The organism is Paenisporosarcina sp. P4_D4 (assembly GCF_056401835.1).
This window is the reverse complement of the sequence record NZ_JBFUIO010000029.1, coordinates 1-21,695: the sequence shown is the minus strand read 5'-3', so window position 1 is coordinate 21,695 and position 21,695 is coordinate 1. Positions and strand designations below refer to the sequence as shown.

At 39.8% G+C, this 21,695-nt stretch carries 20 protein-coding genes; 14 read left to right on the top strand and 6 right to left on the bottom strand.

What is annotated here, in order from left to right; translation table 11 throughout:
* Positions 1 to 131: 131 nt before the first annotated feature.
* The 3 genes from AC1DSL_RS08950 to AC1DSL_RS08940 are packed head-to-tail and all read right to left on the bottom strand — an operon-like array spanning position 132 to position 1,928.
* Positions 132 to 977 (bottom strand): RluA family pseudouridine synthase, encoded by an 846-nt coding sequence (locus tag AC1DSL_RS08950; RefSeq protein ID WP_477531939.1) that lies wholly within the window; start codon positions 975 to 977, stop codon positions 132 to 134.
* A gap of 53 nt (positions 978 to 1,030) precedes the next feature.
* Positions 1,031 to 1,501 (bottom strand): thioredoxin family protein, encoded by a 471-nt coding sequence (locus AC1DSL_RS08945; RefSeq protein ID WP_477531938.1) that lies wholly within the window; start codon positions 1,499 to 1,501, stop codon positions 1,031 to 1,033.
* Position 1,502: 1 nt separating this feature from the next.
* A complete protein-coding gene (locus AC1DSL_RS08940; RefSeq protein WP_016429206.1) occupies positions 1,503 to 1,928 on the bottom strand; it encodes a disulfide oxidoreductase in 426 nt (141 codons plus the stop codon).
* A gap of 133 nt (positions 1,929 to 2,061) precedes the next feature.
* On the opposite strand from AC1DSL_RS08940, the gene AC1DSL_RS08935 reads away from it, so the two are divergent.
* The 6 genes from AC1DSL_RS08935 (at position 2,062) to AC1DSL_RS08910 (ending at position 8,834) form a co-directional block, all read left to right on the top strand.
* Positions 2,062 to 3,609: a GNAT family N-acetyltransferase gene (locus AC1DSL_RS08935; protein ID WP_477531937.1), complete on the top strand. Its 1,548-nt coding sequence runs from the start codon at positions 2,062 to 2,064 to the stop codon at positions 3,607 to 3,609.
* Positions 3,610 to 3,704: 95 nt separating this feature from the next.
* The gene (locus AC1DSL_RS08930; RefSeq protein WP_477531936.1) at positions 3,705 to 5,438 is read left to right on the top strand and encodes a phospho-sugar mutase; all 1,734 of its coding nucleotides are present in this window, start codon (positions 3,705 to 3,707) and stop codon (positions 5,436 to 5,438) included.
* 60 nt (positions 5,439 to 5,498) lie between these two features.
* A complete protein-coding gene (locus AC1DSL_RS08925; RefSeq protein WP_477531935.1) occupies positions 5,499 to 6,407 on the top strand; it encodes a DNA-3-methyladenine glycosylase family protein in 909 nt (302 codons plus the stop codon).
* Between the two features lie 96 nt (positions 6,408 to 6,503).
* On the top strand, positions 6,504 to 7,619 hold the full coding sequence (locus AC1DSL_RS08920) for a GAF domain-containing sensor histidine kinase (protein ID WP_477531934.1): 1,116 nt from the start codon (positions 6,504 to 6,506) through the stop codon (positions 7,617 to 7,619).
* A gap of 12 nt (positions 7,620 to 7,631) precedes the next feature.
* Entirely contained in the window at positions 7,632 to 8,279 is a 648-nt protein-coding gene (locus AC1DSL_RS08915) for a response regulator (protein WP_016429201.1), read from the top strand.
* A gap of 15 nt (positions 8,280 to 8,294) precedes the next feature.
* On the top strand, positions 8,295 to 8,834 hold the full coding sequence (locus AC1DSL_RS08910) for an NADPH-dependent FMN reductase (protein ID WP_016429200.1): 540 nt from the start codon (positions 8,295 to 8,297) through the stop codon (positions 8,832 to 8,834).
* Between the two features lie 236 nt (positions 8,835 to 9,070).
* Here the strand turns inward: AC1DSL_RS08910 and rsgA are convergent, their stop codons facing one another.
* Positions 9,071 to 10,165 carry a ribosome small subunit-dependent GTPase A gene (rsgA, locus tag AC1DSL_RS08905; RefSeq protein WP_477531944.1) on the bottom strand — a complete coding sequence of 365 codons (1,095 nt, stop codon included), beginning with the start codon at positions 10,163 to 10,165 and terminating at the stop codon, positions 9,071 to 9,073.
* 416 nt (positions 10,166 to 10,581) lie between these two features.
* On the opposite strand from rsgA, the gene AC1DSL_RS08900 reads away from it, so the two are divergent.
* The 4 genes from AC1DSL_RS08900 to AC1DSL_RS08885 all read left to right on the top strand — a co-directional run bounded on the left by AC1DSL_RS08900 (position 10,582) and on the right by AC1DSL_RS08885 (position 13,823).
* Positions 10,582 to 10,725: a hypothetical protein gene (locus AC1DSL_RS08900; protein WP_477531933.1), complete on the top strand. Its 144-nt coding sequence runs from the start codon at positions 10,582 to 10,584 to the stop codon at positions 10,723 to 10,725.
* Positions 10,726 to 11,082: 357 nt separating this feature from the next.
* Complete coding sequence (locus AC1DSL_RS08895; RefSeq protein ID WP_342543048.1) at positions 11,083 to 11,967, top strand: permease; 885 nt, start codon at positions 11,083 to 11,085, stop codon at positions 11,965 to 11,967.
* Between the two features lie 13 nt (positions 11,968 to 11,980).
* Positions 11,981 to 12,820 (top strand): TIGR03943 family putative permease subunit, encoded by an 840-nt coding sequence (locus AC1DSL_RS08890; RefSeq protein WP_342543049.1) that lies wholly within the window; start codon positions 11,981 to 11,983, stop codon positions 12,818 to 12,820.
* A 391-nt stretch (positions 12,821 to 13,211) separates the two neighbouring features.
* Positions 13,212 to 13,823 carry a hypothetical protein gene (locus AC1DSL_RS08885; protein ID WP_477531932.1) on the top strand — a complete coding sequence of 204 codons (612 nt, stop codon included), beginning with the start codon at positions 13,212 to 13,214 and terminating at the stop codon, positions 13,821 to 13,823.
* A gap of 219 nt (positions 13,824 to 14,042) precedes the next feature.
* On the opposite strand, the gene AC1DSL_RS08880 is transcribed toward AC1DSL_RS08885, so the two are convergent.
* Positions 14,043 to 14,936 carry a cation diffusion facilitator family transporter gene (locus tag AC1DSL_RS08880; protein WP_477531931.1) on the bottom strand — a complete coding sequence of 298 codons (894 nt, stop codon included), beginning with the start codon at positions 14,934 to 14,936 and terminating at the stop codon, positions 14,043 to 14,045.
* 28 nt (positions 14,937 to 14,964) lie between these two features.
* A complete protein-coding gene (locus AC1DSL_RS08875) occupies positions 14,965 to 16,317 on the bottom strand; it encodes a hemolysin family protein (RefSeq protein ID WP_477531930.1) in 1,353 nt (450 codons plus the stop codon).
* Positions 16,318 to 16,521: 204 nt separating this feature from the next.
* On the opposite strand from AC1DSL_RS08875, the gene chrA reads away from it, so the two are divergent.
* From chrA to AC1DSL_RS08855, 4 genes are all read left to right on the top strand, one after another.
* Entirely contained in the window at positions 16,522 to 17,709 is a 1,188-nt protein-coding gene (gene chrA, locus AC1DSL_RS08870) for a chromate efflux transporter (RefSeq protein WP_477531929.1), read from the top strand.
* 9 nt (positions 17,710 to 17,718) lie between these two features.
* Complete coding sequence (kynU, locus tag AC1DSL_RS08865; RefSeq protein WP_477531928.1) at positions 17,719 to 18,996, top strand: kynureninase; 1,278 nt, start codon at positions 17,719 to 17,721, stop codon at positions 18,994 to 18,996.
* On the top strand, positions 18,997 to 19,617 hold the full coding sequence (gene kynB / locus AC1DSL_RS08860) for an arylformamidase (protein ID WP_477531927.1): 621 nt from the start codon (positions 18,997 to 18,999) through the stop codon (positions 19,615 to 19,617). It begins immediately after the preceding gene.
* Positions 19,618 to 20,224: 607 nt separating this feature from the next.
* Positions 20,225 to 21,695: ABC transporter ATP-binding protein (locus AC1DSL_RS08855; protein WP_477531926.1), on the top strand; the 1,471-nt coding region annotated here is incomplete at its 3' end.

Genomic DNA, 21,695 nt, shown 5'->3' with positions numbered 1-21,695 from the left:
CAAAAAGAGATTCCATGAGTCATTGATGACTCAGGAATCTCTTTTGTTTTTACTTATTTATTTTGGTTTTCGCACTCTTCTTCTATACAGTTGTTTCATTCGGTTATTTTCTTGAAACTGCGAAAGGTGAGTTATTTATAGTCCTCGACTACAATCATTTCTTTCGTAATCGGGTGAACAAATTGCAGTTTTTTCGCTTGCAAAGAATAATTGTCCGCTCTAGTTCTTGAACCATATAATCTGTCACCTGTAACAGGGTGGCCGATAGAGCTCAAGTGAACACGGATTTGATGCGTGCGTCCAGTTTCCAAAATCACGTGTACTTTTGTGAAATTAGAATCTTGTCCCACAACTTCAAAGTGAGTGATAGCTGTTTGACCTGATGGAGAGACTGTTCGACGGGTTGAATCATGGCGATCCTTACCAATCGGTGTGCGAATCGTTCCATTTTTTTGAGTCATGTAGCCATCAACTATCGCTTCGTAGACACGAATGATTTGTTTGTCTTCAAGCATGCGATCCAACATGGATTTAATAAGAGGATGTTTAGCAATCAATACTAAACCTTTCGTACCTTGGTCTAGACGATGGACATGCTCTGCATAAACGCCACCTTGTTTTTTTATATAGGCCATGACATGGTTCATACAAGTGCCTGTCTGGCCAGGCTCATTTGGATGTGTTGCCATATCGGCAGGCTTTGAAACGACCAGTATATGAGCATCTTCAAAAAGAATCGGGACTTCACAATTTTGTGTCGCTACATAAGAAGAAGGCTCCACGTTCACAGTGAAAGTAAGTTTTGTTCCTTTTGGATAATGATGTTGCCATACCATCGGTTCTCCATTTTCATTTACGATACTTTTGGCCATACGCATTTCATGCATGATTTTCTTGCCAATATGAAAATCGTCGCGCAGAAGTTGTTCGATGGTAATATTGTCTGTTTGTAACTCATATTCAAATGTTTTATTCATTTACAGTCCTCCTAAAAAGAGACCATGTACGAGGACATGGTCTACGGTATCTTCTATTTTAATACAAATTCATTGAAAAAGGTTTCTATTTGTTCTTTTGGTTGACTGCCGACCATACGTGCAACTTCTTTTCCATCTTCAAAATGAATCATAGTTGGAGTTGCTTCTATCTTATAATCTTCCCATCCTTGCTCAAATTCATAAATATTGTATTGCACTAAGTCAACGTTCATATCTTTTACGATTGGCATTAATACAGGAGTCATTGCTTTACAATGAACACAAATCGGGCTGAAGAAATAAGCAGTTACGGGTTCACCGCTTTCTACTTTTGCTTGTAAGTCATCAGGTAGAATGATATTTTGATAGTTTTCGTCGTCCAGTTGATCAATGGTTTCTTGTTTTAAGTCGTTGGTACCGTAAGGATTGTCCGCTAATTTATTTTTGTTTGATGTATTGTTCAGGACAATCAATAAAGCAAATATGGCAACGATGATTCCGCCAATAATTAATAACTTCTTCATTCTACTTTTCCTCCTTTAAAGCTCTCAATAACATGAAACTTGTAATAGCGATAAGAATAAATGCAGTCAGCGCCAAAAATGGAATCGTGATGAATCCAAAGATGTTGATATATTCACCTGTGCAAGATACACGTCCACAGGCAGGTGCGTTTTCTGATAAAAAGCTGACTTTTTGTAAACCATAATGATATAACGAAATCGCTCCACCAATAATGGAGAACGTAGCAGTCGTTACAGCAATGCGTGCATTTTTCTGCACGTATGCGATACCTAGAATTAAGACGAGTGGATACATGAAAATGCGTTGAATCCAACATAACTCACACGGTTCATAATGCCTTATTTCTGAGAAAAATAAGGACCCCATTGTTGCTGCTAAAGAAACGACCCACATAAACAATAACATATTCTCTGATTTTTTCGACATGTTCTAATCTCCACTCCTGAGGGTAAACTCTTATCAAATTATAATTCTAAGCATCAAATATGTAAAATATTTTCAACGCAGTCTGCAGTCCTATATAATGAAGTATGAAGCTTTTGTGAAGGAGACGATCTACATGTCAGAGCAATTCGATTTATCCCAATTTGAAATGAAAWTGGTCATCAGACAGACGAACATGGATGATATAGAACCTATTTTAGCGATGCAAAAGCTTTGCTTTCCAGGAATGGACCCTTGGAAAGTTGACCAATTACGCAGTCATTTAACTATTTTTCCAGAAGGCCAGATGGTCGCAGAACTGGATGGACATATTATCGGCTCATGCTCGAGTTTAATTATCAACTTTGATGAATATGATGACCGCCATTCGTGGTCAGATGTCACGGATGACGGCTATATAACGAATCACAATCCAGAAGGCTACAATATGTATGGGATTGAAGTAATGGTGCATCCCGAATATCGACGCATGAAAGTAGGACAGCGTCTATATGAAGCGCGTAAAGAAATTGCTCGTCAATTCAATCTGAAATCCATAATAATCGGTGGACGTATTCCAAATTACCATAAACATTCAGCCGAGATGTTGCCACGTGAGTACGTGGATGCTGTGTCTCGACATAAAATTTATGACCCAGTATTGACCTTCCAAATCATGAACGGTTTCACGCTTATGCGTATTAATCCGAACTACTTACCTGACGATACAGCTTCAGGTAAGTATGCAACTTTGATGGAATGGAACAATGTTGACTATAAACCAATGTCAAAACGTCATTTCAAAACGAGTTATCCGGTACGAATCTGTGTCGTTCAGTACATGATGCGTGCTATTGAATCATTTGATGACCTGGCAAATCAATGCGAGTACTTTGTTGATGTGGCATCCGATGCACATTCTGATTTCGTTGTATTCCCAGAGATTTTCACTACTCAGTTAATGTCATTTTTAAATGAACCTTCACCGAGTCGTGCTATTCGTCGATTGACTGAATTCACACCACAATATATCGAACTCTTTACCGATTTGGCAGTTCGCTACAATGTCAATATCATTGGCGGTTCACATTTCGTAAAAGAAGAAGACGATGAGATTTACAACATCGCCTACTTATTCCGTCGCGATGGTTCGATTGAAAAACAATACAAAATTCACATCACACCAAACGAACGAAAATGGTGGGGAATCAGTGCAGGTGATTCAGTCCGCGTTTTTGACACTGATTGCGGAAAAATTGCCATCCAAATTTGTTATGATATTGAGTTCCCTGAACTTGCACGCATAGCAACGGATATGGGTGCCAATATTATTTTCGCACCTTTCTGTACAGAAGATCGACAAGGTTATTTACGCGTGAAATATTGTGCACAAGCCCGCGCGGTAGAAAATCAAATTTACACGGTTATTTCTGGTACTGTCGGCAACTTGCCACAAACCGAAAATATGGACATTCAATATGCACAGTCTGGTATATATGCGCCGTCTGATTTTGAATTTGCCCGTGACGGGATAGTTGGAGAAACGAACCCGAACTTGGAAATGGTCTTAATCGGAGACGTAGATTTAGAAATTTTACGTCGCCAACGACAAGATGGTACGGTCAAACAATTAAAAGACCGTCGCCATGACGTGTATCGTATCGAATATAAAAAAGGCCAATGAGATATAGACAAGCTTAAGTGCCAGTTACTAGACTGGCACATGAAGCCTGAGCATTTCTCATCTGCTTAATCAACGTTTTTAATGGGGGAATAGATTTGAGTTATAAACGAACTGCCGAAAAGTGGCTTACCTTTGACAAATTGGAGCCTGAATTGAAAGAACAGCTTTCTGCAATCGCCCAAGATGAAAAGCGACTGGAAGATGCATTTTACAAAGACTTGGAATTTGGCACTGGCGGGATGCGCGGTGAAATTGGTGCGGGTACGAACCGCATGAATACATACACTGTTCGTAAAGCTTCCCAAGGGGTTGCGGATTACGTAAAAGCAGCTGGCACAGAAGCGATGAAAAAAGGAATTGTCGTCGCCTATGACTGTCGCAGGAAATCTCCTGAATTTGCGATGGAAGCAGCAAGTACTTTTGCCAAAAATGGAGTTCAAGCCTATTTATATGAAGAGCCAAGAACTACGCCACAACTATCGTTCAGTGTAAGGGAATTGGATGCTTTTATGGGGATTGTGGTAACAGCAAGTCATAATCCTCCTGAGTATAACGGCTACAAAGTTTATGGGAAAGACGGGGCCCAGTTAAATCTGGCAGATGCCGAGGCTGTGATTTCATTTGTTCAGCAAGTAGGCGATGAGTTAGCTGTAGAAGCGGGCAACACTGAATACGCTAAAGAAAATGGATTGATTCAATTGGTTGGTCGTGAGCTTGATGAGACCTATCTTGAAAATGTCGAATCCATACAACATCATCAAGACCTGTCAGGTAAAAATGATTTAGCTGTTGTATTTTCACCTCTTCACGGGGCATCAGGGTCAACTATACGTAATTTGATGAAACGAGCGGGTTACGAAAACTTTACATTCGTAGAGGAGCAAATGGAGCCGGATGGAGAATTTCCTACATTGAAGTCACCAAACCCGGAAGAAGCCAGTGCTTTTGAATTGGCGATGGCTCAAGGTAAAACAACCGGGGCTGATTTATTAATTACAGCTGATCCGGATGGAGACCGTGTGGGTGTGGCAGTGCAACAAGGCGACAGCTATGTTTTATTGACTGGGAATCAGACGGGTGCCATTTTAATTGAGTATTTATTAACGCAATTAAAAGAAGCAGGAAATATGCCAGCCAATGGACGGGTGTTCAAAACCATTGTGACTTCTGATCTCGGACGAGTAATAGCAGAATTCCATGGTTCATCAACAGAAGATGTACTGACCGGATTCAAATTCATTGGGGAGAAAATTCAGCAATACAATGAAACAAATGAATACACATTCCTGTTTGGTTACGAGGAAAGCTATGGCTATTTGATAAAACCATTTGCACGTGACAAAGATGCGATTCAAACTGTCTTAGCGATCACAGAAGCGGCCGCTTTCTACAAAATGCAAGGGAAGTCATTGCTTGACGTCCTCCACGATTTGTTTGAAAGACATGGCTACTATTTTGAAGGATTAGTATCCGTAACTAAAAAGGGAGCAGATGGAGCACGTGAAATCAAAAGTCTGTTAACCAGTTTACGAACTCAACCTTTGAAAGAAGTTGCAGGCATTGCGATTTCATCACAAGAAGATTACTTGACGCAAACACGCAGCTTTGTTGACGGTCGCAAAGACGAGACACTTATACTGCCACAAGCCGATGTATTGAAATATTTCCTGTCAGATGGGTCATGGGTTTGTGTAAGACCAAGTGGAACTGAACCAAAAATCAAATACTATATTGGTGTGACAAGTCCTACTGAAGCTGAAAGCAAGGAAAAACTTGAACGAATAAAAACACAATTCACTGCTGACATGGATAAGCGTTTCGGCCAGTAATTGGAGACCCTATTAGCAAAAAGCTAATAGGGTTTTGTTGATAAGGGGGATAAAAAGTGAATGTGGAAACACCAAGATAACGAATTGAGAAAATCTATACAGGATATTAATTGGGACGATTTGCTGTTGTACTTAGGACGCAATAACAGAGAACTATTGCACCGTGTGGATTTCGAAAAGCAGTCCGTAGTAAAAGCGATTCGAATTGATAATGAAATCTTATTAATCGAAGTATCTTACATCCATAACGAACTTGTCATAGCTTTCCCACAATTGAGTACGATTAGTGACCTGGCTATCACCGCAGCGACTGCATACGTAGAAGTGTGGTTTGATTTATCTCGTGATTTACGCCCATTTTATACATTAGCTGAAGATGATGCGATATTAGCTGGAGTTGTCGCGGCTTATAAAGGGCTCAGGATAGTTGGTGTGGAAGATCTATTTGAAGCGCTTTGTTGGTCGATTATGGGGCAGCAAATAAGTTTGCACGTTGCGTATGCGTTAAAACAAAAGCTCGTCACAACATATGGTGATTCTATCGAATATAAAGATGAAAAGTATTGGTTGTTCCCCTCAACTGAGAGAATTGCTTCATTGCAAGTTGAGGATTTGCGCAACCTTTCCTTCACGCAGCGAAAAGCAGAATATGTCATGGGTGTTGCTGGGCTCATAGCAACCAAACAATTTACAAAGGAACAGTTTGTTGGGTTGTCATTAACGGAAATGGAAGCCAGGTTAACAGCCATTCGAGGTATCGGGAAATGGTCGGCAAACTATGTCATCATGCGATGTTTCAGGCACCCGGATGCTTTTCCAATAGCTGATGTCGGTCTACATAATGCATTGAAAAAAGTGCACAATGAATCGCAAAAACCGACTTTAGAAGAGATCGAAAGATGGTCCGAAAATTGGGCTGGTTGGCGCTCTTATGCCACGTTTTACTTATGGAGAACTCTTCAGGAGTAAGCATTTCAGTCAAAAGTATGAATCTGTCTTCATGTGAATGCATGAAATCGAATGGTATGATAAGAGTTACAATGATGGTATGACGGAGGCGACTGTATGCAATCAAATGGACATTCAAATATCGGTTTACTGAAAGAGATTGCCGAGTTATTAAATGAAGAAACCGAAATGACAACGATGCTGCAGGGCGCATTACGAAAATTTTTAGCTGGCACACAGTTTGAAACAGGATGGATATTCTTCATTGATACAAAAGGAAGGCATCAATTAATTGCACATGAAAATTTACCAAATGCACTGGAACATGATAGTTGTCGTCATCTTCAAAAAGGCGGCTGCTGGTGTGTTTCCAAGTATCGCAATGGTGAACTCAAGAAAGCGACGAATATGATAGAATGTCAGCGGATAGAGAATGCCATCGATGCAAAATTAGGTGATCACGGAGGCATTACACATCACGCAACCGTTCCGCTTCAATCAGGTCAGGAAAGATTTGGTTTGTTGAATGTAGCATCCCCCCATACGATTGGATTTACGAATGACGAATTAGCGTTGCTCGAATCGGTTGCCTTGCAAATGGGTTCAGCCATCAAACGAATCGTCTTAACGAAGCAAGAACAGGAAATGGCATTAGTTCAGGAGCGCAACCGATTAGCCCGTGATTTACACGATTCAGTGAACCAGCTTTTGTTTTCCGTTACGTTGACTGCGCGAGGTGGAAGCGAAATGGCGGAGCAGACAGAGGTAAAAGAAACGTTTCGTGAAATTCAACATTTAACGCAGGAAGCTTTGACAGAAATGCGTGCACTTATTTGGCAATTGCGTCCAAAGGGTCTTGAAACCGGCTTGGTTGAAGGGATAAAAGGCTATGCAGAAATGCTTGGTTTGTCCTTGAAAGTGAATGTAACCGGGGTTATTAACTTGCCATCACGCATAGAAGAAACTTTGTTCCGTATAGCACAAGAAGGATTAAATAATGTCCGTAAACATTCAGGTGTGCAGGAAGCTGAATTATTCATCACGGTGACACCTTCCGATATGTTACTCGTTTTGAAAGATGAAGGATGCGGATTTCAAATGGATAAAAATGTACGAATTCCTTCCATCGGTTTACAGAGTATGCGCGACCGTGCCCAGGCTGCTGGTGGATCCGTAGATTGGGTGAGTGAAATTGAAAAAGGAACGGAACTGTTAATCCGTTTGCCATATTAAGGAGGGATCTGCATGATACGAGTGCTGATTGCGGATGATCATCATGTTGTTCGCCGCGGTTTATTATTTTTCTTGAAAACGCAAAAAGACATGGATGTGGTGGGAGAAGCGACCAATGGGAAGGAAGCTGTTGAATTGACAGCAAGTCTCAGACCCGATATTGTATTAATGGATTTAGTTATGCCAATAATGGATGGGATTCAAGCAACGAAAAAGATCAAAGAACAGTACCCGCAAACAGAAGTGCTGATGCTTACGAGCTTTTCAGATCGTGATCATGTCATTCCTGCTATTGAAGCGGGAGCTGCAGGCTATCAACTAAAAGATATTGAACCTGACGATTTAGTGGAATCCATCCGCAAACTGATGCGTGGGGAAAATACGTTGCATCCGCTTGCCACATCGGAACTGATGAAGGTCCGGGAACCGCAAATTGATCCACCGCACAAATTATATCCTTTGACTCCACGAGAGCAGGATGTTTTATCTGAGCTTACAAAAGGGAAAAGCAATAGAGAGATCGCTTCCTCATTGTTTGTCACGGAAAAAACAGTCAAAACCCACATATCCAATATTTTTTCAAAACTACACGTCCAAGACCGCACACAAGCCGCACTTTATGCAGTAAAGCATGGACTAACTGAACCGAGCGGACTGTAAAAGGAGAGAATGAACATGAAAATTTTAGTCATAAGTGGAGGACCACGTAAACATGGTCGTACCGCAATTGCAGCTCGATTTATTGAACGTACTTATGGATTCCATACAATGGATTTAAGTGTAATGGGAATGCCGATGTACACTGGAGAAGAAGAGCAAGCAAATGAGTCTGTTGTAAAATCTTTACGTCAAGCTGTGCTAGAAGCTGATGCTGTATTGTTGTTATCACCTGAATATCACAGTGCCATGAGTGGAGCGCTGAAAAATGCATTGGACTTCCTGGGCAGTACACAGTTTCTACATAAACCAGTCGGCTTACTTGCTATCGCTGGTGGAGGAAAAGGTGGCATCAATTGCTTGAATAATATGCGTACAGTGATGCGAGGCGTTTATGCCAATGCAATTCCACGCCAGTTGGTGCTTGATCCAAGTACATTTGATTATGACCGAGATGGTCTAGTAAAAGAAGCGGCTGAACAAGTCGATGGCTTAATCGAGGAATTGAAAATGTACGCACGGATCGGGAATGAAATGAAATCGCAAAGTTTGATTTAAAAAGTTGAGAACCGACCTGTTATGGTTGGTTCTCAACTTTTTGCTTTGGTATAGGATTGATCAGTTAAATGTTGTATGTTGATGTACTATTAGTGGAGTTAGTTGTTAATTATTGGGTGATTAAATCTCGATTGATGCCGATTAAACCAGCTCAAGAGCCGATTAAACAGATATAGACAGAGAAATGCCTAATCAAACAAAAAGCCAACCCATGAAATAGAGGTTGGCCATTTTTGTTATCCTTTTTTAGTAGGTCTTTTCCGCATATCTTTCGTAATTTGTTTCCATTTCCCTCGCTCTGCTTTTTGGGCAGCAGCATCCGCTTTTCGTTCCATGTAAGCAAGCTCACGTTTTAGTTTTTCATAGCTTGCATATCGTTCTTGTGTCAGGGAGCCATTATTCAACGCTTCCTGCACACCACATCCAGGTTGGCCATTATGTTGGCAATCTGTAAAGCGGCATGTTCTCGCAAATTGCTCTACGTCCTTAAAGCCAGTATCTAAACTTTCACTGTTATCCCACATTTGGAATTCACGCATACCAGGAGTGTCAATCAACAGACCGCCTCCAGGCATTCGGAACAATTCTCGATGAGTTGTCGTATGGCGGCCTTTATCATCATCTTCTCGAATGTCCTGAACGGCCATGACATTCTCACCGCATAGTGCATTGGTTAAAGAAGATTTCCCTACACCAGATGAGCCCAGCAACGCAGCAGTTTTGCCGTCTTTCAATAAGTCTTGAAGTTCGTCAATGCCTTCTCCGGTAACACTGCTGACGACATGTATCGGTACACCAAATGCCACCGATTCAGCTTGATCCACATAAAAATGTGGATCATCACAGACATCTTTTTTCGTTAAAACGATAACAGGGTTTGCGCCTGAGTCCCAAGCTGCAACCAAATATCGTTCCAATCGACGAAGGTTGAAATCCATGTTCAAAGACATGACGAGAAAGACGATATCTACGTTAACGGCTACAATTTGTTCTACCGTTGTACCACCCGCTACTTTTCGTGAAAATATAGAAGTTCGTGGCAGTATGTTTCGAATGATACCTTTTTCTTCACCTGGCATGTTTTCAACCGCTACCCAATCACCGACAGCCGGATAGTCCCGGCGTTCATGTGCCTGGTGTTTTAAGCTGCCGGAAAGGGAAGCTAGCCATTCACCTTCATCTGTCACCACTCTGTACATATGTTTATGTTCAAGCAATACGCGTCCAATAACGCAAGCTTGCAACTTTTCATTCGAGGATTGGTCTTGCCATTTCGTTTCTAAAGACTCGTTCCATCCGTAATTTTTAATTGTTTTCAATGTGTTAATCATTTTCAATGTGTGTTCCTCCTGATTTGTGTATAAGAAAATTGGAATGCGCCATATGCGCTTCAGTCCATTTACATTTTCTTGGGAAATAAAAAAAACCGTGGCTGCGAAAGGCAGTCACGGTTCATACACATCACAAAAGAAACGTTCTACTTGTTAGAAAGCATACGTGTGATGAGATACCTGGAACATGCCAATTCGCAATTTTACGTTCTCAATTAAATTTGCCATAATACCTCACCTGCTTTCGATTTAATAAAGTAACCATAACAAAATCATATTCATCATGTCAATACTATATGTGAGAAATTTTACTCAATTCCGAAAAAAATGAAAGCAATGTTTATATTCCTGTAACGGAGGGGTATCGTACTTGTAAGTTAAATGAACAAAAAACATACAAAATTGGAGGAATTAACATGATGACGAATTCAATTGCCGGTCAAAAATGGTGGAAAATTGGTGCTGCTTCTTTCCTGACAGTAGGTTTACTAGGGGCATGTGGTGATGGAGACGATGAAGATGTTGAGAATGAAATCCAAGATGAACAAGACTCTGAATAAGACTTCAAAAAAAACCGCCGATATGGCGGTTTTTTTATGGATTAAAAGTAATATGGTTTGGTTTTTTTATAAAAAATATTACATGCACTTGAACATTTTAGAATGGAGTTAGTAAGATGCTGGGGGAAAACTATATATGTAAGTTTTGGTAATTGTTATATTATTGAAACCGATTTTCACCGATTACGTCTACTTCTAGTCGTCTCTTAGAATTATTATTGATAGGATATTCTTTTACTTTAAAGGAACAAATTTTTGTTTTTAAATTCTCGGTTTAAAGTTTCATGATGTACACGAACAATCTATGATACTATTTTGTATTGTAAATATAAGCTTTCTAGTTAGTGGGGTTTTCATATGTTTTCTCAATCATTTTTACAATTAAATACTATTTTTATCAGCATATTAATAGAATCCATACCTTTTGTGCTGATTGGTGTTTTTATTTCAGGATTCCTTCAAATGTTTGTATCGGAAGAAATGATTGCACGAGTTATCCCGAAGAATCGATTTTTGGCCGTCCTCTATGCAACTATTTTGGGTGCCTTCTTTCCTGCCTGTGAGTGTGGCATTGTGCCGATTGTTCGCAGACTTCTCTTAAAAGGGGTCCCTTTGCATGCAGGAATTGCTTTTATGTTAACCGGGCCTATCATCAATCCTATTGTTTTATTTTCCACTTACATTGCTTTCGGAAATCAATGGGACATGGTGTTATACCGCAGTGGACTTGCTTTTATTGTCGCAATGACAGTTGGTATTATCTTGTCCTATCAATTTAAAGGGAATCAACTGTTAGAAAAGGGGAAGATGAATACTCATCATCATCATCATTCTAAGGGACAGTCGTTTAAAAGCAAATTTGCGGATATGCTGCGTCATGCAGTGGATGAATTCTTTTCTGTCGGTAAGTATTTAATTTTGGGCGCATTTATTGCAGCAACAATGCAAACCTACTTGAAAACTTCTACATTGCTGGACATCGGTCAAACCGACATTACTTCATCGCTTGTCATGATGGTTCTTGCTTTTGTCATGTCGCTTTGTTCAGAAGCAGATGCATTTATTGCTTCTTCATTCAGTAGTACTTTTTCAGTCGGATCTATCGTGGCATTTCTTGTATTTGGTCCAATGGTAGACATTAAAAATACTCTTATGATGCTCAGTGTTTTCAATAAACGTTTTATCTTTATCTTAATTGGCTATATTGCCCTATTTGTTTTAGTCGGTTCACTATTGATATGAAGGAGGGAAAGTCTTGGTAAGGACGTATATTTTACTCATTTTCACTTTCTTCTTTGCACATTTACATGCTTCAGGAAATATTACGAAATACATTAACATGAAGTATTCCTATCTTTCCTATAGCGCAATTTTCATTTTCGCCATTTTAACAATTGTCCAAGCATATACAGATATCAAACAGTCAAAAGATGAACCTGATGAATCTTGTTGTGATGGAAATCATAGCCATGAAAAAACGAAGCCTTTTTATCAGAGATGTTTCATTTATGGGGTTTTTATATTTCCTTTACTAACTGGCTTTTTTCTGCCGATTGCAACTCTAGATTCTACAATTGTTAAATCGAAAGGATTTTCGTTCAAGGCAATGGAAACAACCGATGAATATGCTGTCACTCAGTACTTGAAACCTGATACCAGTATTTATTATGGCAAGGAAGGCTACGATGAATTAATGGATATTGAAAAAAATAAATATCTATCCAAAAGCAGCGTAATACTTAAAGATACAAACTATCTTAAAGGGTTGGAAACAATCTATAATTATCCTGGGGATTTTCTTGGGAAGACAATTGAATTTGATGGTTTTACATTTAAAGGGGAGACTGTGAACAAAAACCAGCTTTTCGTCCTGCGATTTGGTATTATTCATTGTATTGCAGATTCGGGTGTATATGGAATGTTAGTTGAATTTCCTGAGAATATGAATATCGAAGATGACCAATGGATCCATGTCAAGGGAACCCTCTCTTCAGTCTATTACCAACCATTTAAATCCACCATCCCAGTGTTGCTTGTAGAAGAATGGGAAAATACCAAAGAACCCAAAGAACCATATGTTTATCGTTCATATTAAATTTCATCGAAAGTGAAAGTCTAAAATCCATAGGCAAGAAAAAAAGGCGTCGCAGACTAACGGGTTCTGTTATGAAGAACAAAATCGCAAAATGTCAATAAAAATTTATAACTAAAAGCACCGCAATTGGTAGCAAATCTGTCATAAGATTTGTATCTAAAAGCGGTGCTTTTTCTATTTCAGTTAATTGACTTGAGAATAGCAATACTAATTTTATAAAAAGGGAGCCTGGAGTGTTTGTGTAAATAAGTAAAAGATGGAAAAATGGAACTTTTCAGTTTTTATATCGTATTACAATTAACAAAAGATAATAATTTTAACGTAACACAAAACATCAGGGGGGATTAGTATCTATAATAAACAAATCAAAAAAATTGGAGGCATCTTATTCTTGATTAGCTCGTGTTTTCTGTTTGCCGCCTGTTCGGAAGAAATTCCTGAACAGCAAAAAGAAGTGGTTGTTTCATTAGAAGATAAAAATAAAGAAGCAGTCCAGGCTGTTCTTAAATCAGAATTCACAGTTCCGAACGAAGAATATGTGCTTATTGTCAAAAACATTGATAAAAAAATGACCGAAATAGGCAGCAGTATGCCTCAAACTAATGAAGTAAATGGAGTTGAAGAGTCTGGAGTCTCAGATGAATGGCGTGCCTATGAGGACTTAGTGAAAAAAACGTATGAACCTTATTTTATGGATTATATTTATGATTCCCTTATCGCAAAAGGTACCGCTTTCTATTATCATTATGGATATATAGGCTTTGACGAAAATATTCGGTATGAAATGAAAGTTAGTGATATACAAGTAACTAAAAGTGAGAATAAAAACACACCCAAGCATTATGACTTTACTGCTCAGGTAGAATATACGAATAATGCAGGTGAAGTTTCACAACACGAAGTAAAAGGTACGGCAATTCTTTCTGAACCAGGAAAAATTGGGAAGTTTGACATACGGGATGATGATGGTTTAAGCGAAAAAGTATCAGTGGACCGACAATAACAACAAAACATTGTGATTTTGCACTGTCTTCGGATGGTGCATTTTAGATTTTAGAAGAAAAGCACCGCTAAATGCGGTGCTAATTAATTACTAAGTGATATCCGATATCGGATATTATTTAGTTTTTTTTCCTCTCAAGAAAACTCGATAGGATTTTTTCAGCGTTTTCTTATCGTTAATAAATCAAACTTCTTCGTTTTACCCCAATCCTTCAATTCTTTAATCGATTGTCTCGTGGGGTTCAATATGAACCAGAACCATGCAAAATGGCTTTACTAAATGTATTTTTTTCTCAATCTCTTCCGTGATTCGATGACCCTCCACAACATTTAATGATGGATCAACTGTAACGGTTAAATCGACAAACATTAGATTCCCATGCATGCGTCCTTTGAAGTCCTCTAAATGGATGACACCCTGTACTTTTCGAACGAGAACTGAAAGAGTTTCAACCTCATCTTCGTTAAAACCGTCAGTCAAGGTATGTACTGCCTCATTGAAGATATCGAATGCCGTTTTCATGATCAGTAATCCGACTAAAATGGCTGTAATTGAATCCAAGATAGGGAGTCCAAATATAGCAGCTAATATCCCGATGGATGCCCCGATACTAACGAGGGCATCGGATCGGTTATCATATGCTGCGGCTCGAACCGCGGAGCTATTAATTCGATTAGCCAACCTTAAATTGTATCGATAAACCACATACATCACAATGGCACTGCCAGCAGCAACAAATGCTGTTAAGATGGAAGGTGTTTCGTGAATCGGGTGAAGCATGTTCTTTCCTGCATTTATTAATACTTGCAAACCGACAGCAGCCATAATAAAAGAGGCGACAAGGGATGCAACTGTTTCGGCACGGAGATGTCCATAATGATGATTATGATCCGGAGGTTTTTGTGATATTCGAAGTCCAATCAATACAGCAATTGAAGCAGCGATGTCCGTCGAATTATTGAGACCATCTGCTTTTAAAGCTTCGGAAGTACCGATATATCCGATGGTCAATTTTATAGTGCTTAGAACTAAATAGGTACCGATACTTATCCAAGCACCTTTTTCCCCTTCGCGTAATTGTGTATATAGCTCMAATTTGTTTCCCCCCTGCAAAACTTTCAGACATAAGAAAACGACTCTCTTAGTGAGAGTCGTTTCTTTCTAATCGTTCTTCAATCATATTTTCTAATTCTTCTTTAGTTAACTTAATGACTTCAAGATACAGTATGTGATGGCCTTCCATATCTTTAATCGTGAATTCGTATCCTTGTTCAATTATTTTTTCACCTTTAATAGCTTCAAAATGTTTAGTCAGGAACCATCCACCGATTGTATCAATATCTTCTTCATCAATATCAATGCCCAAAATATCATTAACGTTTTCTATTAAAATTTTGGCATCAAGGATATAGTGATGATCTCCTAATTTTTGAACATCCGGCAATTCATCATTATCAAACTCGTCTCGAATATCACCGACAATTTCTTCAAGAATGTCTTCGATTGTTACGAGACCCGATGTTCCGCCATATTCATCCACCAATATTGCCATATGAATACGTTCACGTTGAATTTTCAATAACAACTCACCAATTGGAATGGTTTCAATGACACGAATGATTGGTTGCATATAATCAATGACCGGTCGATTAATATTTTCCGAATCCTTAATATAAGCAGTCAATAAATTCTTCATGTTCACCAAACCGATTACATGATCTTTGTCGCCATCTGTTACTGGATATCGCGTATACTGTTCGACGTTTACCTGGTCAAACACTTGGCGAAGGGTCGTATCTTTATCAATGGTGCTCATCTCGGTACGGGGAGCCATAATTTCTTTGGCAATCCGATCGTCAAATTCAAAAATCTTGTTTACAAACTTATATTCCGATTGGTTGATTTCACCACTTTTCAAGCTATCCGATAGAATTATACGAAGTTCTTCTTCTGTATGTGCCAGCTCTGATTCAGATGCAGGCTTTAATCCAAATAAGCCTGTAAGTGTTCGAGCGGAACCATTTAGGAATTTAATAATTGGATACATGATGCGATAGAACCAAATCAATGGTTTTGCCGTAAACAAGGCAACTTGCTCCGCTTTTTGAATGGCTAACGTTTTCGGTGCCAATTCACCGACCACTACGTGCAAAAATGTAACGAATGAGAACGCAATTCCGTAAGATAGGATATTTGACGTGTTATCACTTAGCTCGAAACGTTCAAATAGCGGATGCAATAATAGCTCGACAGTAGGTTCTCCAAGTAAACCTAAACCTAACGCGGTCATTGTAATACCCAACTGACACGCAGATAAATATTCATCCAAATTTGAAATGACGCGTTTAGCGTGAACTGCACGTTTATTTCCTTCCGCAACCAATTGATCAATGCGGGTTGATCTCACTTTTACAATAGCAAACTCACTTGCCACGAAGAATGCCGTAAAGGCGATTAAGACAGCAAATGCTGTCAATCGTATGGCTATGTCCAAAGAATTCCTTTGTTCCAGACCCGAATGAGGGGGAGAACAAAGTGTACACCTCCTGTTTTCTAAAAAATAGTTAATACCTATAATAATAAAATACTCAGGTTTAAAAAACAAATATTACTTACCACACGCAATTTCCCTTTCAACGGTTTCCATATTTTTGTATCCTAAAAGAAGAGACTTATATGATGGGGGAGTGAATAAATTATGGGAAAAGCTAAGAGAGGTCGTTATCTTGAGATCTTGTCCGCTTCAACCAAACTAGGGTTAACTTCCTTTGGAGGTCCAGCAGCACATATCGGTTATTTTAGAGATGAATACGTGCAAAAGAGAAAATGGCTCGACGATAAGCTGTATGCTGATTTGGTTGCCTTATGTCAATTCCTGCCCGGTCCCGCGAGTTCACAAGTAGGGATATCAATCGGTATGCTACGTGGAGGATTACTCGGTGGTATTTTGTCATGGATTGGTTTTACACTTCCTTCGGTTTTAATATTGATGGCCTTTGCATGGATTATTATGCAAACGGGATCATTTGAAAGTGGTTGGATTCAAGGCTTGAAAATCGTCGCTGTTGCAGTTGTCGCACATGCATTGATGGGGATGGGCAAAACGTTAACACCGGATCGACCGAGATTGACAGTCGCAATGATTGCCGCAGCTGCAACATTATTGATTCCGACGGCTTTGGGTCAGATTCTGATTATCGTACTAGCTGGTTTGTTTGGCGTACTGTATTACAAAAATGAAAAAGCACCAGATACGGTCGAAATGCCATTGTCATTCGGTAAGAGGACAGGAATTATCGCATGGATTCTATTCTTTGCTTTACTCATTATATTGCCGATCTTTAGACCATTTGTACAAGCTACCTGGTATGCGATCTTTGATATTTTCTATCGTGTTGGTTCTATCGTGTTCGGCGGGGGGCATGTTGTTTTACCAATGCTGGAACGGGAAGTAGTACCAGCCGGTTGGATGTCTTCGGAAGCTTTCATAGCGGGTTATGGTGCAGCTCAAGCGGTACCGGGTCCATTGTTTACACTGGCTGGCTATCTTGGTCAAATCATGGGAAGCTTCTCCGGAGCTGCCATTGCCGTGGTTGCAATGTTTTTACCTTCCTTCCTACTTGTAATGGGAACGTTGCCTTTTTGGGCGGTTACTCGTACTAAACCAAGAATTCAAGCGGCATTGAAAGGAGTGAACGCGGCCGTAGTAGGAATATTACTGGCATCATTGTATGACCCGGTCTTTACAAGTGCCGTACATGCCCCAATTGATTTTGTCATTGTGTTAATTTCATTTACTCTGTTAGTATTTTATAAACTGCCACCTTGGATTGTCGTGATTATCACCGCAATATTAGGTGCATTGAGCTTCGCTATATTTGGTTAAAAGGGAGAGATGGCTTTGGATACGACTGTGCAATATGCAATAGAAATGGATAAGCATGATAAGATGAGTTCTTTTAAAAAAGAATTCTACTTACCAGAGAATCAATTATATATGGATGGGAACTCGTTGGGGCTTATGTCAAAACGTTCTGAAGCAACTTTGGATAAACTAATTTCCAGCTGGCGTGAAAAAGGGATTGATGGCTGGACTGAAGGTGAGAATCCATGGTTTACATATCCAGAGCAGTTAAGTGAACGTGTCGCCAAAATTGTCGGTGCTCAAGGAAATGAAGTGATGGTGACCGGCTCCATTACCGTAAATATTCACCAAATGCTAGCTACTTTGTTCCATCCGACAGCTGAAAAGTCTGTCATTGTCGTTGACGAACTGAATTTCCCTTCCGATATTTATGCGGTGGAAAGTCATTTGCGGTTGCGTGGTCTTGACCCTGCTGTGTCGATGCGAAAAGTGAAAAGTACTGACGGCTATACACTAACGCTGGATGCAATTGAAGAAATGTTAACAGAAGATGTAGCCATCTTAATGTTACCTTCTGTGTTGTATCGAAGCGGCCAGTTGTTGGATTTGAGTCGCATCACTGAAATGGCCCATGCGAAAGGGATTTTGGTAGGCTTTGATTTGGCACATTCCATTGGCTCCGTGCCTCATAACTTACATAATGATGACGTGGATTTTGCAATATGGTGCCATTATAAATACATGAATAATGGTCCTGGGGGAACTGGTGGGCTTTATATTCATGAGCGTCATCATCACGAGTTGCCTGGTCTTGCGGGCTGGTTCGGTTCAGATAAGACCAAGCAATTTGATATGTCTCATGAATTCTCCAAAGCAAATGGAGCGGGTGCTTATCAAATCGGGACCCCGAATTTATTCAGCACTGCGCCTTTAAGCGGAAGTGTGGAGCTTTTTGAAGAAGCGGGAATGGACGCAGTCCGTTCGAAATCACTTGCGTTGACAAAATATTTACGTGAGTTGATTCAAGCGGAAGCAGGTTCATTCGGCTTTGTTGATGTCACGCCCTTTGCAGATGAATCAAGAGGTGGACATATTGCCCTTGCCCATCCAGAAGCTGCCCGGATTTGTAGAGCATTGAAAGAAGCAAATGTCGTTCCCGATTTCAGAGCACCAGATATTATTCGATTGGCGCCGATTAGTTTTTATTCGAGTTTTGAAGATGTGTGGGAAATGGTCCAACGCTTAAAAACCATTATGGTAGAAGAAACATACAAAACGTTCACCAATGAACGAAATGTGGTGGCTTAAATGAAAATACATGACATTTCGATGTTGTTGAACCAGAACGTTGCAGAATGGCCGGGTGATACGCCCTTCCAATTTCATATCAAATGGACAAAAGAACAGAGTGGTTCGGTAAATGTCGGACAAATTACGACGAGTACACATATAGGTACCCATATCGATGCTCCTTTTCACTTTGATGAAAACGGAAAAAAAGTTCACGAACTTCCTTTGGAAAACTATATCGTCGACGCGATTGTGATTGATGTGAGTGGAAGTGAGGTTATATCGAGAGAATTGTTGAAAGGTAAAGTGACTGGGGAAGCAAAAGCGGTTCTTTTCCGAACGAATGCCTGGCAGCAAAGAGATGTATTCCCTGAAGCAATTCCAGCATTTGATGCGGATATTGTGGATTGGATGGTTGAGAACGAATTGTCTTTATTTGGAGTCGACTTACCATCGGTTGATGCGATTACTAGCAAAGATTTACCTATGCATCATGCTTTAGGAACTGCAGGTCGCTATATTCTTGAAGGACTTATACTGGACGATCTCAAGGAAGCAACTTATCAATTAATCGCACTTCCTTTGAAAATAGAAGGAGCGGATGGAAGCCCCGTGCGCGCAGTATTAATTGAAAAGTAATACGGAATACAAGGACCTTGGCTGAAACGCCGAGGTCCATTTTTTAATAGAAAGTAGTTAAATGAAAAGCCTTCATACCCACGTTCGAGCAATACCCGTTTAAATACCCTACCTAAATATGCCTAAACGCAAGTTGTTAACAGAATAATAATTTTTTTCTAAATCTATTGACAATCCAAAAAATGTCATGATAATCTTAATAAGTAAATAACTATGAGAAAAGGAGGTACGTGTCATGATGATCAGAGTTGAAGTTGCTACAAACTACATAGTTAGTCCGTACCTACCGGTCATTTCTCTTTGAGTTCACATTAATCAAGGAACAGGTATGGACACCTGTTCCTATTTTCATGCGCACACGCATCTGGAAACAGGGCGTGTGCTTTTTTGTGTTTTTTTACTACCAAATTTTGGTTGTTACAGCCCTGCTGTTTCAAATAGAGAAATGCCAAAGACCATGAATGACCTGTCTGAGGTTGAAAGCAAACAAAACTATGAAAAGGAGTGCTGAAGATGAACATTCAGCTACAGAAACAAATTTTAATCAAGGAATCTCTAGAAGGTGGCTAGTGTAAGCCCAACCTGAAAAAGAAAGAAGGAAAATCTTATGTTCTCCGTATTATTTAAACTTAAATGGTTTTTCGCAGAAAACTGGAAGCGATACACAATTGCCATTTCATTATTGATGGTCACGAATGTAATCGAAGTTGTTCCACCATGGCTTCTAGGCGAATCTATTGATGCCATTTATCAACAAACATTAACATCACAGTTATTGATGACTTTCTTACTCGCTTTACTTGGTGTAACGGTTCTCAATTACTTAAGTAACTTTGTGTGGCAATACCAACTATTTGGCGGAGCCTATGTTATTGAAAAACAATTACGTAGCCGCTTGATGAAACAGTTTTTACGCATGACGCCTTCGTTTTATGAGAAGAACCGTACAGGGGATTTGATGGCGAGAGCGACAAATGATTTAAAGGCAGTCTCCACAACAGCAGGATTCGGTATCTTAACATTGATTGACTCATCCCTTTATATGCTTACGATTTTAGTGACGATGGGAATGCTCGTTAGTTGGAAACTGACATTAGTAGCTCTTCTTCCACTGCCTATCTTGGCGATCATCATGCAAATTCTCGGCAAGCGCATCCACGAGAAATATATGAAGGCTCAAGATGCCTTTGGCGATATGAATGATGGCGTACTGGAAGCAGTAGCGGGGGTTCGAGTGATTCGAGCRTACGTGCAAGAACGTGCATCAGAAAAACAATTCGCTGATATGACGGAAGATGTGTATTCGAAAAACATGGAAGTTGAAAAAATCGATGCATTGTTCAATCCCATCACGAAAGTATTGACCGGAGTCAGTTACATGATCGGGATAGGGTACGGTGCGTATCTCGTTTCACAACAGCAAATGACACTGGGGGACTTAGTATCATTCAACGTGTATTTAGGGATGATTATTTGGCCAATGTTTGCAATAGGGGAATTGATCAATGTCATGCAGCGAGGGAACGCTTCTCTTGATCGCGTTCAAGAAACGCTCGATTATGAAGAAGATGTCAAAGACGCGTCTCATCCAGTAACAGTCAATCAACCTGGACGCATCGGTTTCAACCAAGTGAAATTCCAATATCCACAGTCTTCGTCGGTAAATTTAAGCGACATCAACTTGCAATTGGAGCAAGGTCAAACGCTTGGAATTGTTGGGAAAACGGGAAGCGGAAAAACGACGTTGATTAAGCAGTTACTTCGTGAATATCCAGCTGGAGAAGGAACGATTTCATTAGCCGGCGTTCCAATTGAAGATCAAACAAAAGACCAGGTTCGGAATTGGATTGGCTATGTTCCTCAAGACCATGTGTTATTCTCACGGACTGTCAGAGAAAATATTCTGTTCGGTCATCCGGAAGGGACGGAAGAGGATATTGAAACTGCAATTCGTTTATCCCATTTCCAAAAAGACCTGCAATTACTACCACAAGGGTTGGAAACACTTGTTGGTGAAAAAGGGGTCGCGTTATCTGGCGGTCAAAAACAACGTATTTCAATAAACAACGTATTTCAAT

Bases quoted from the DNA above. Each gene is read 5' to 3' on its own strand.
- kynU (WP_477531928.1), top strand. From the start codon at position 17,719: ATGGCTTTGGATACGACTGTGCAATATGCAATAGAAATGGATAAGCAT.
- AC1DSL_RS08895 (WP_342543048.1), top strand. From the start codon at position 11,083: ATGTTTTCTCAATCATTTTTACAATTAAATACTATTTTTATCAGCATA.
- AC1DSL_RS08900 (WP_477531933.1), top strand. From the start codon at position 10,582: ATGATGACGAATTCAATTGCCGGTCAAAAATGGTGGAAAATTGGTGCT.
- chrA (WP_477531929.1), top strand. From the start codon at position 16,522: ATGGGAAAAGCTAAGAGAGGTCGTTATCTTGAGATCTTGTCCGCTTCA.
- AC1DSL_RS08915 (WP_016429201.1), top strand. From the start codon at position 7,632: ATGATACGAGTGCTGATTGCGGATGATCATCATGTTGTTCGCCGCGGT.
- AC1DSL_RS08910 (WP_016429200.1), top strand. From the start codon at position 8,295: ATGAAAATTTTAGTCATAAGTGGAGGACCACGTAAACATGGTCGTACC.
- AC1DSL_RS08925 (WP_477531935.1), top strand. From the start codon at position 5,499: ATGTGGAAACACCAAGATAACGAATTGAGAAAATCTATACAGGATATT.
- AC1DSL_RS08920 (WP_477531934.1), top strand. From the start codon at position 6,504: ATGCAATCAAATGGACATTCAAATATCGGTTTACTGAAAGAGATTGCC.
- kynB (WP_477531927.1), top strand. From the start codon at position 18,997: ATGAAAATACATGACATTTCGATGTTGTTGAACCAGAACGTTGCAGAA.
- AC1DSL_RS08945 (WP_477531938.1), bottom strand. From the start codon at position 1,501: ATGAAGAAGTTATTAATTATTGGCGGAATCATCGTTGCCATATTTGCT.
- AC1DSL_RS08950 (WP_477531939.1), bottom strand. From the start codon at position 977: ATGAATAAAACATTTGAATATGAGTTACAAACAGACAATATTACCATC.
- AC1DSL_RS08940 (WP_016429206.1), bottom strand. From the start codon at position 1,928: ATGTCGAAAAAATCAGAGAATATGTTATTGTTTATGTGGGTCGTTTCT.
- rsgA (WP_477531944.1), bottom strand. From the start codon at position 10,165: ATGATTAACACATTGAAAACAATTAAAAATTACGGATGGAACGAGTCT.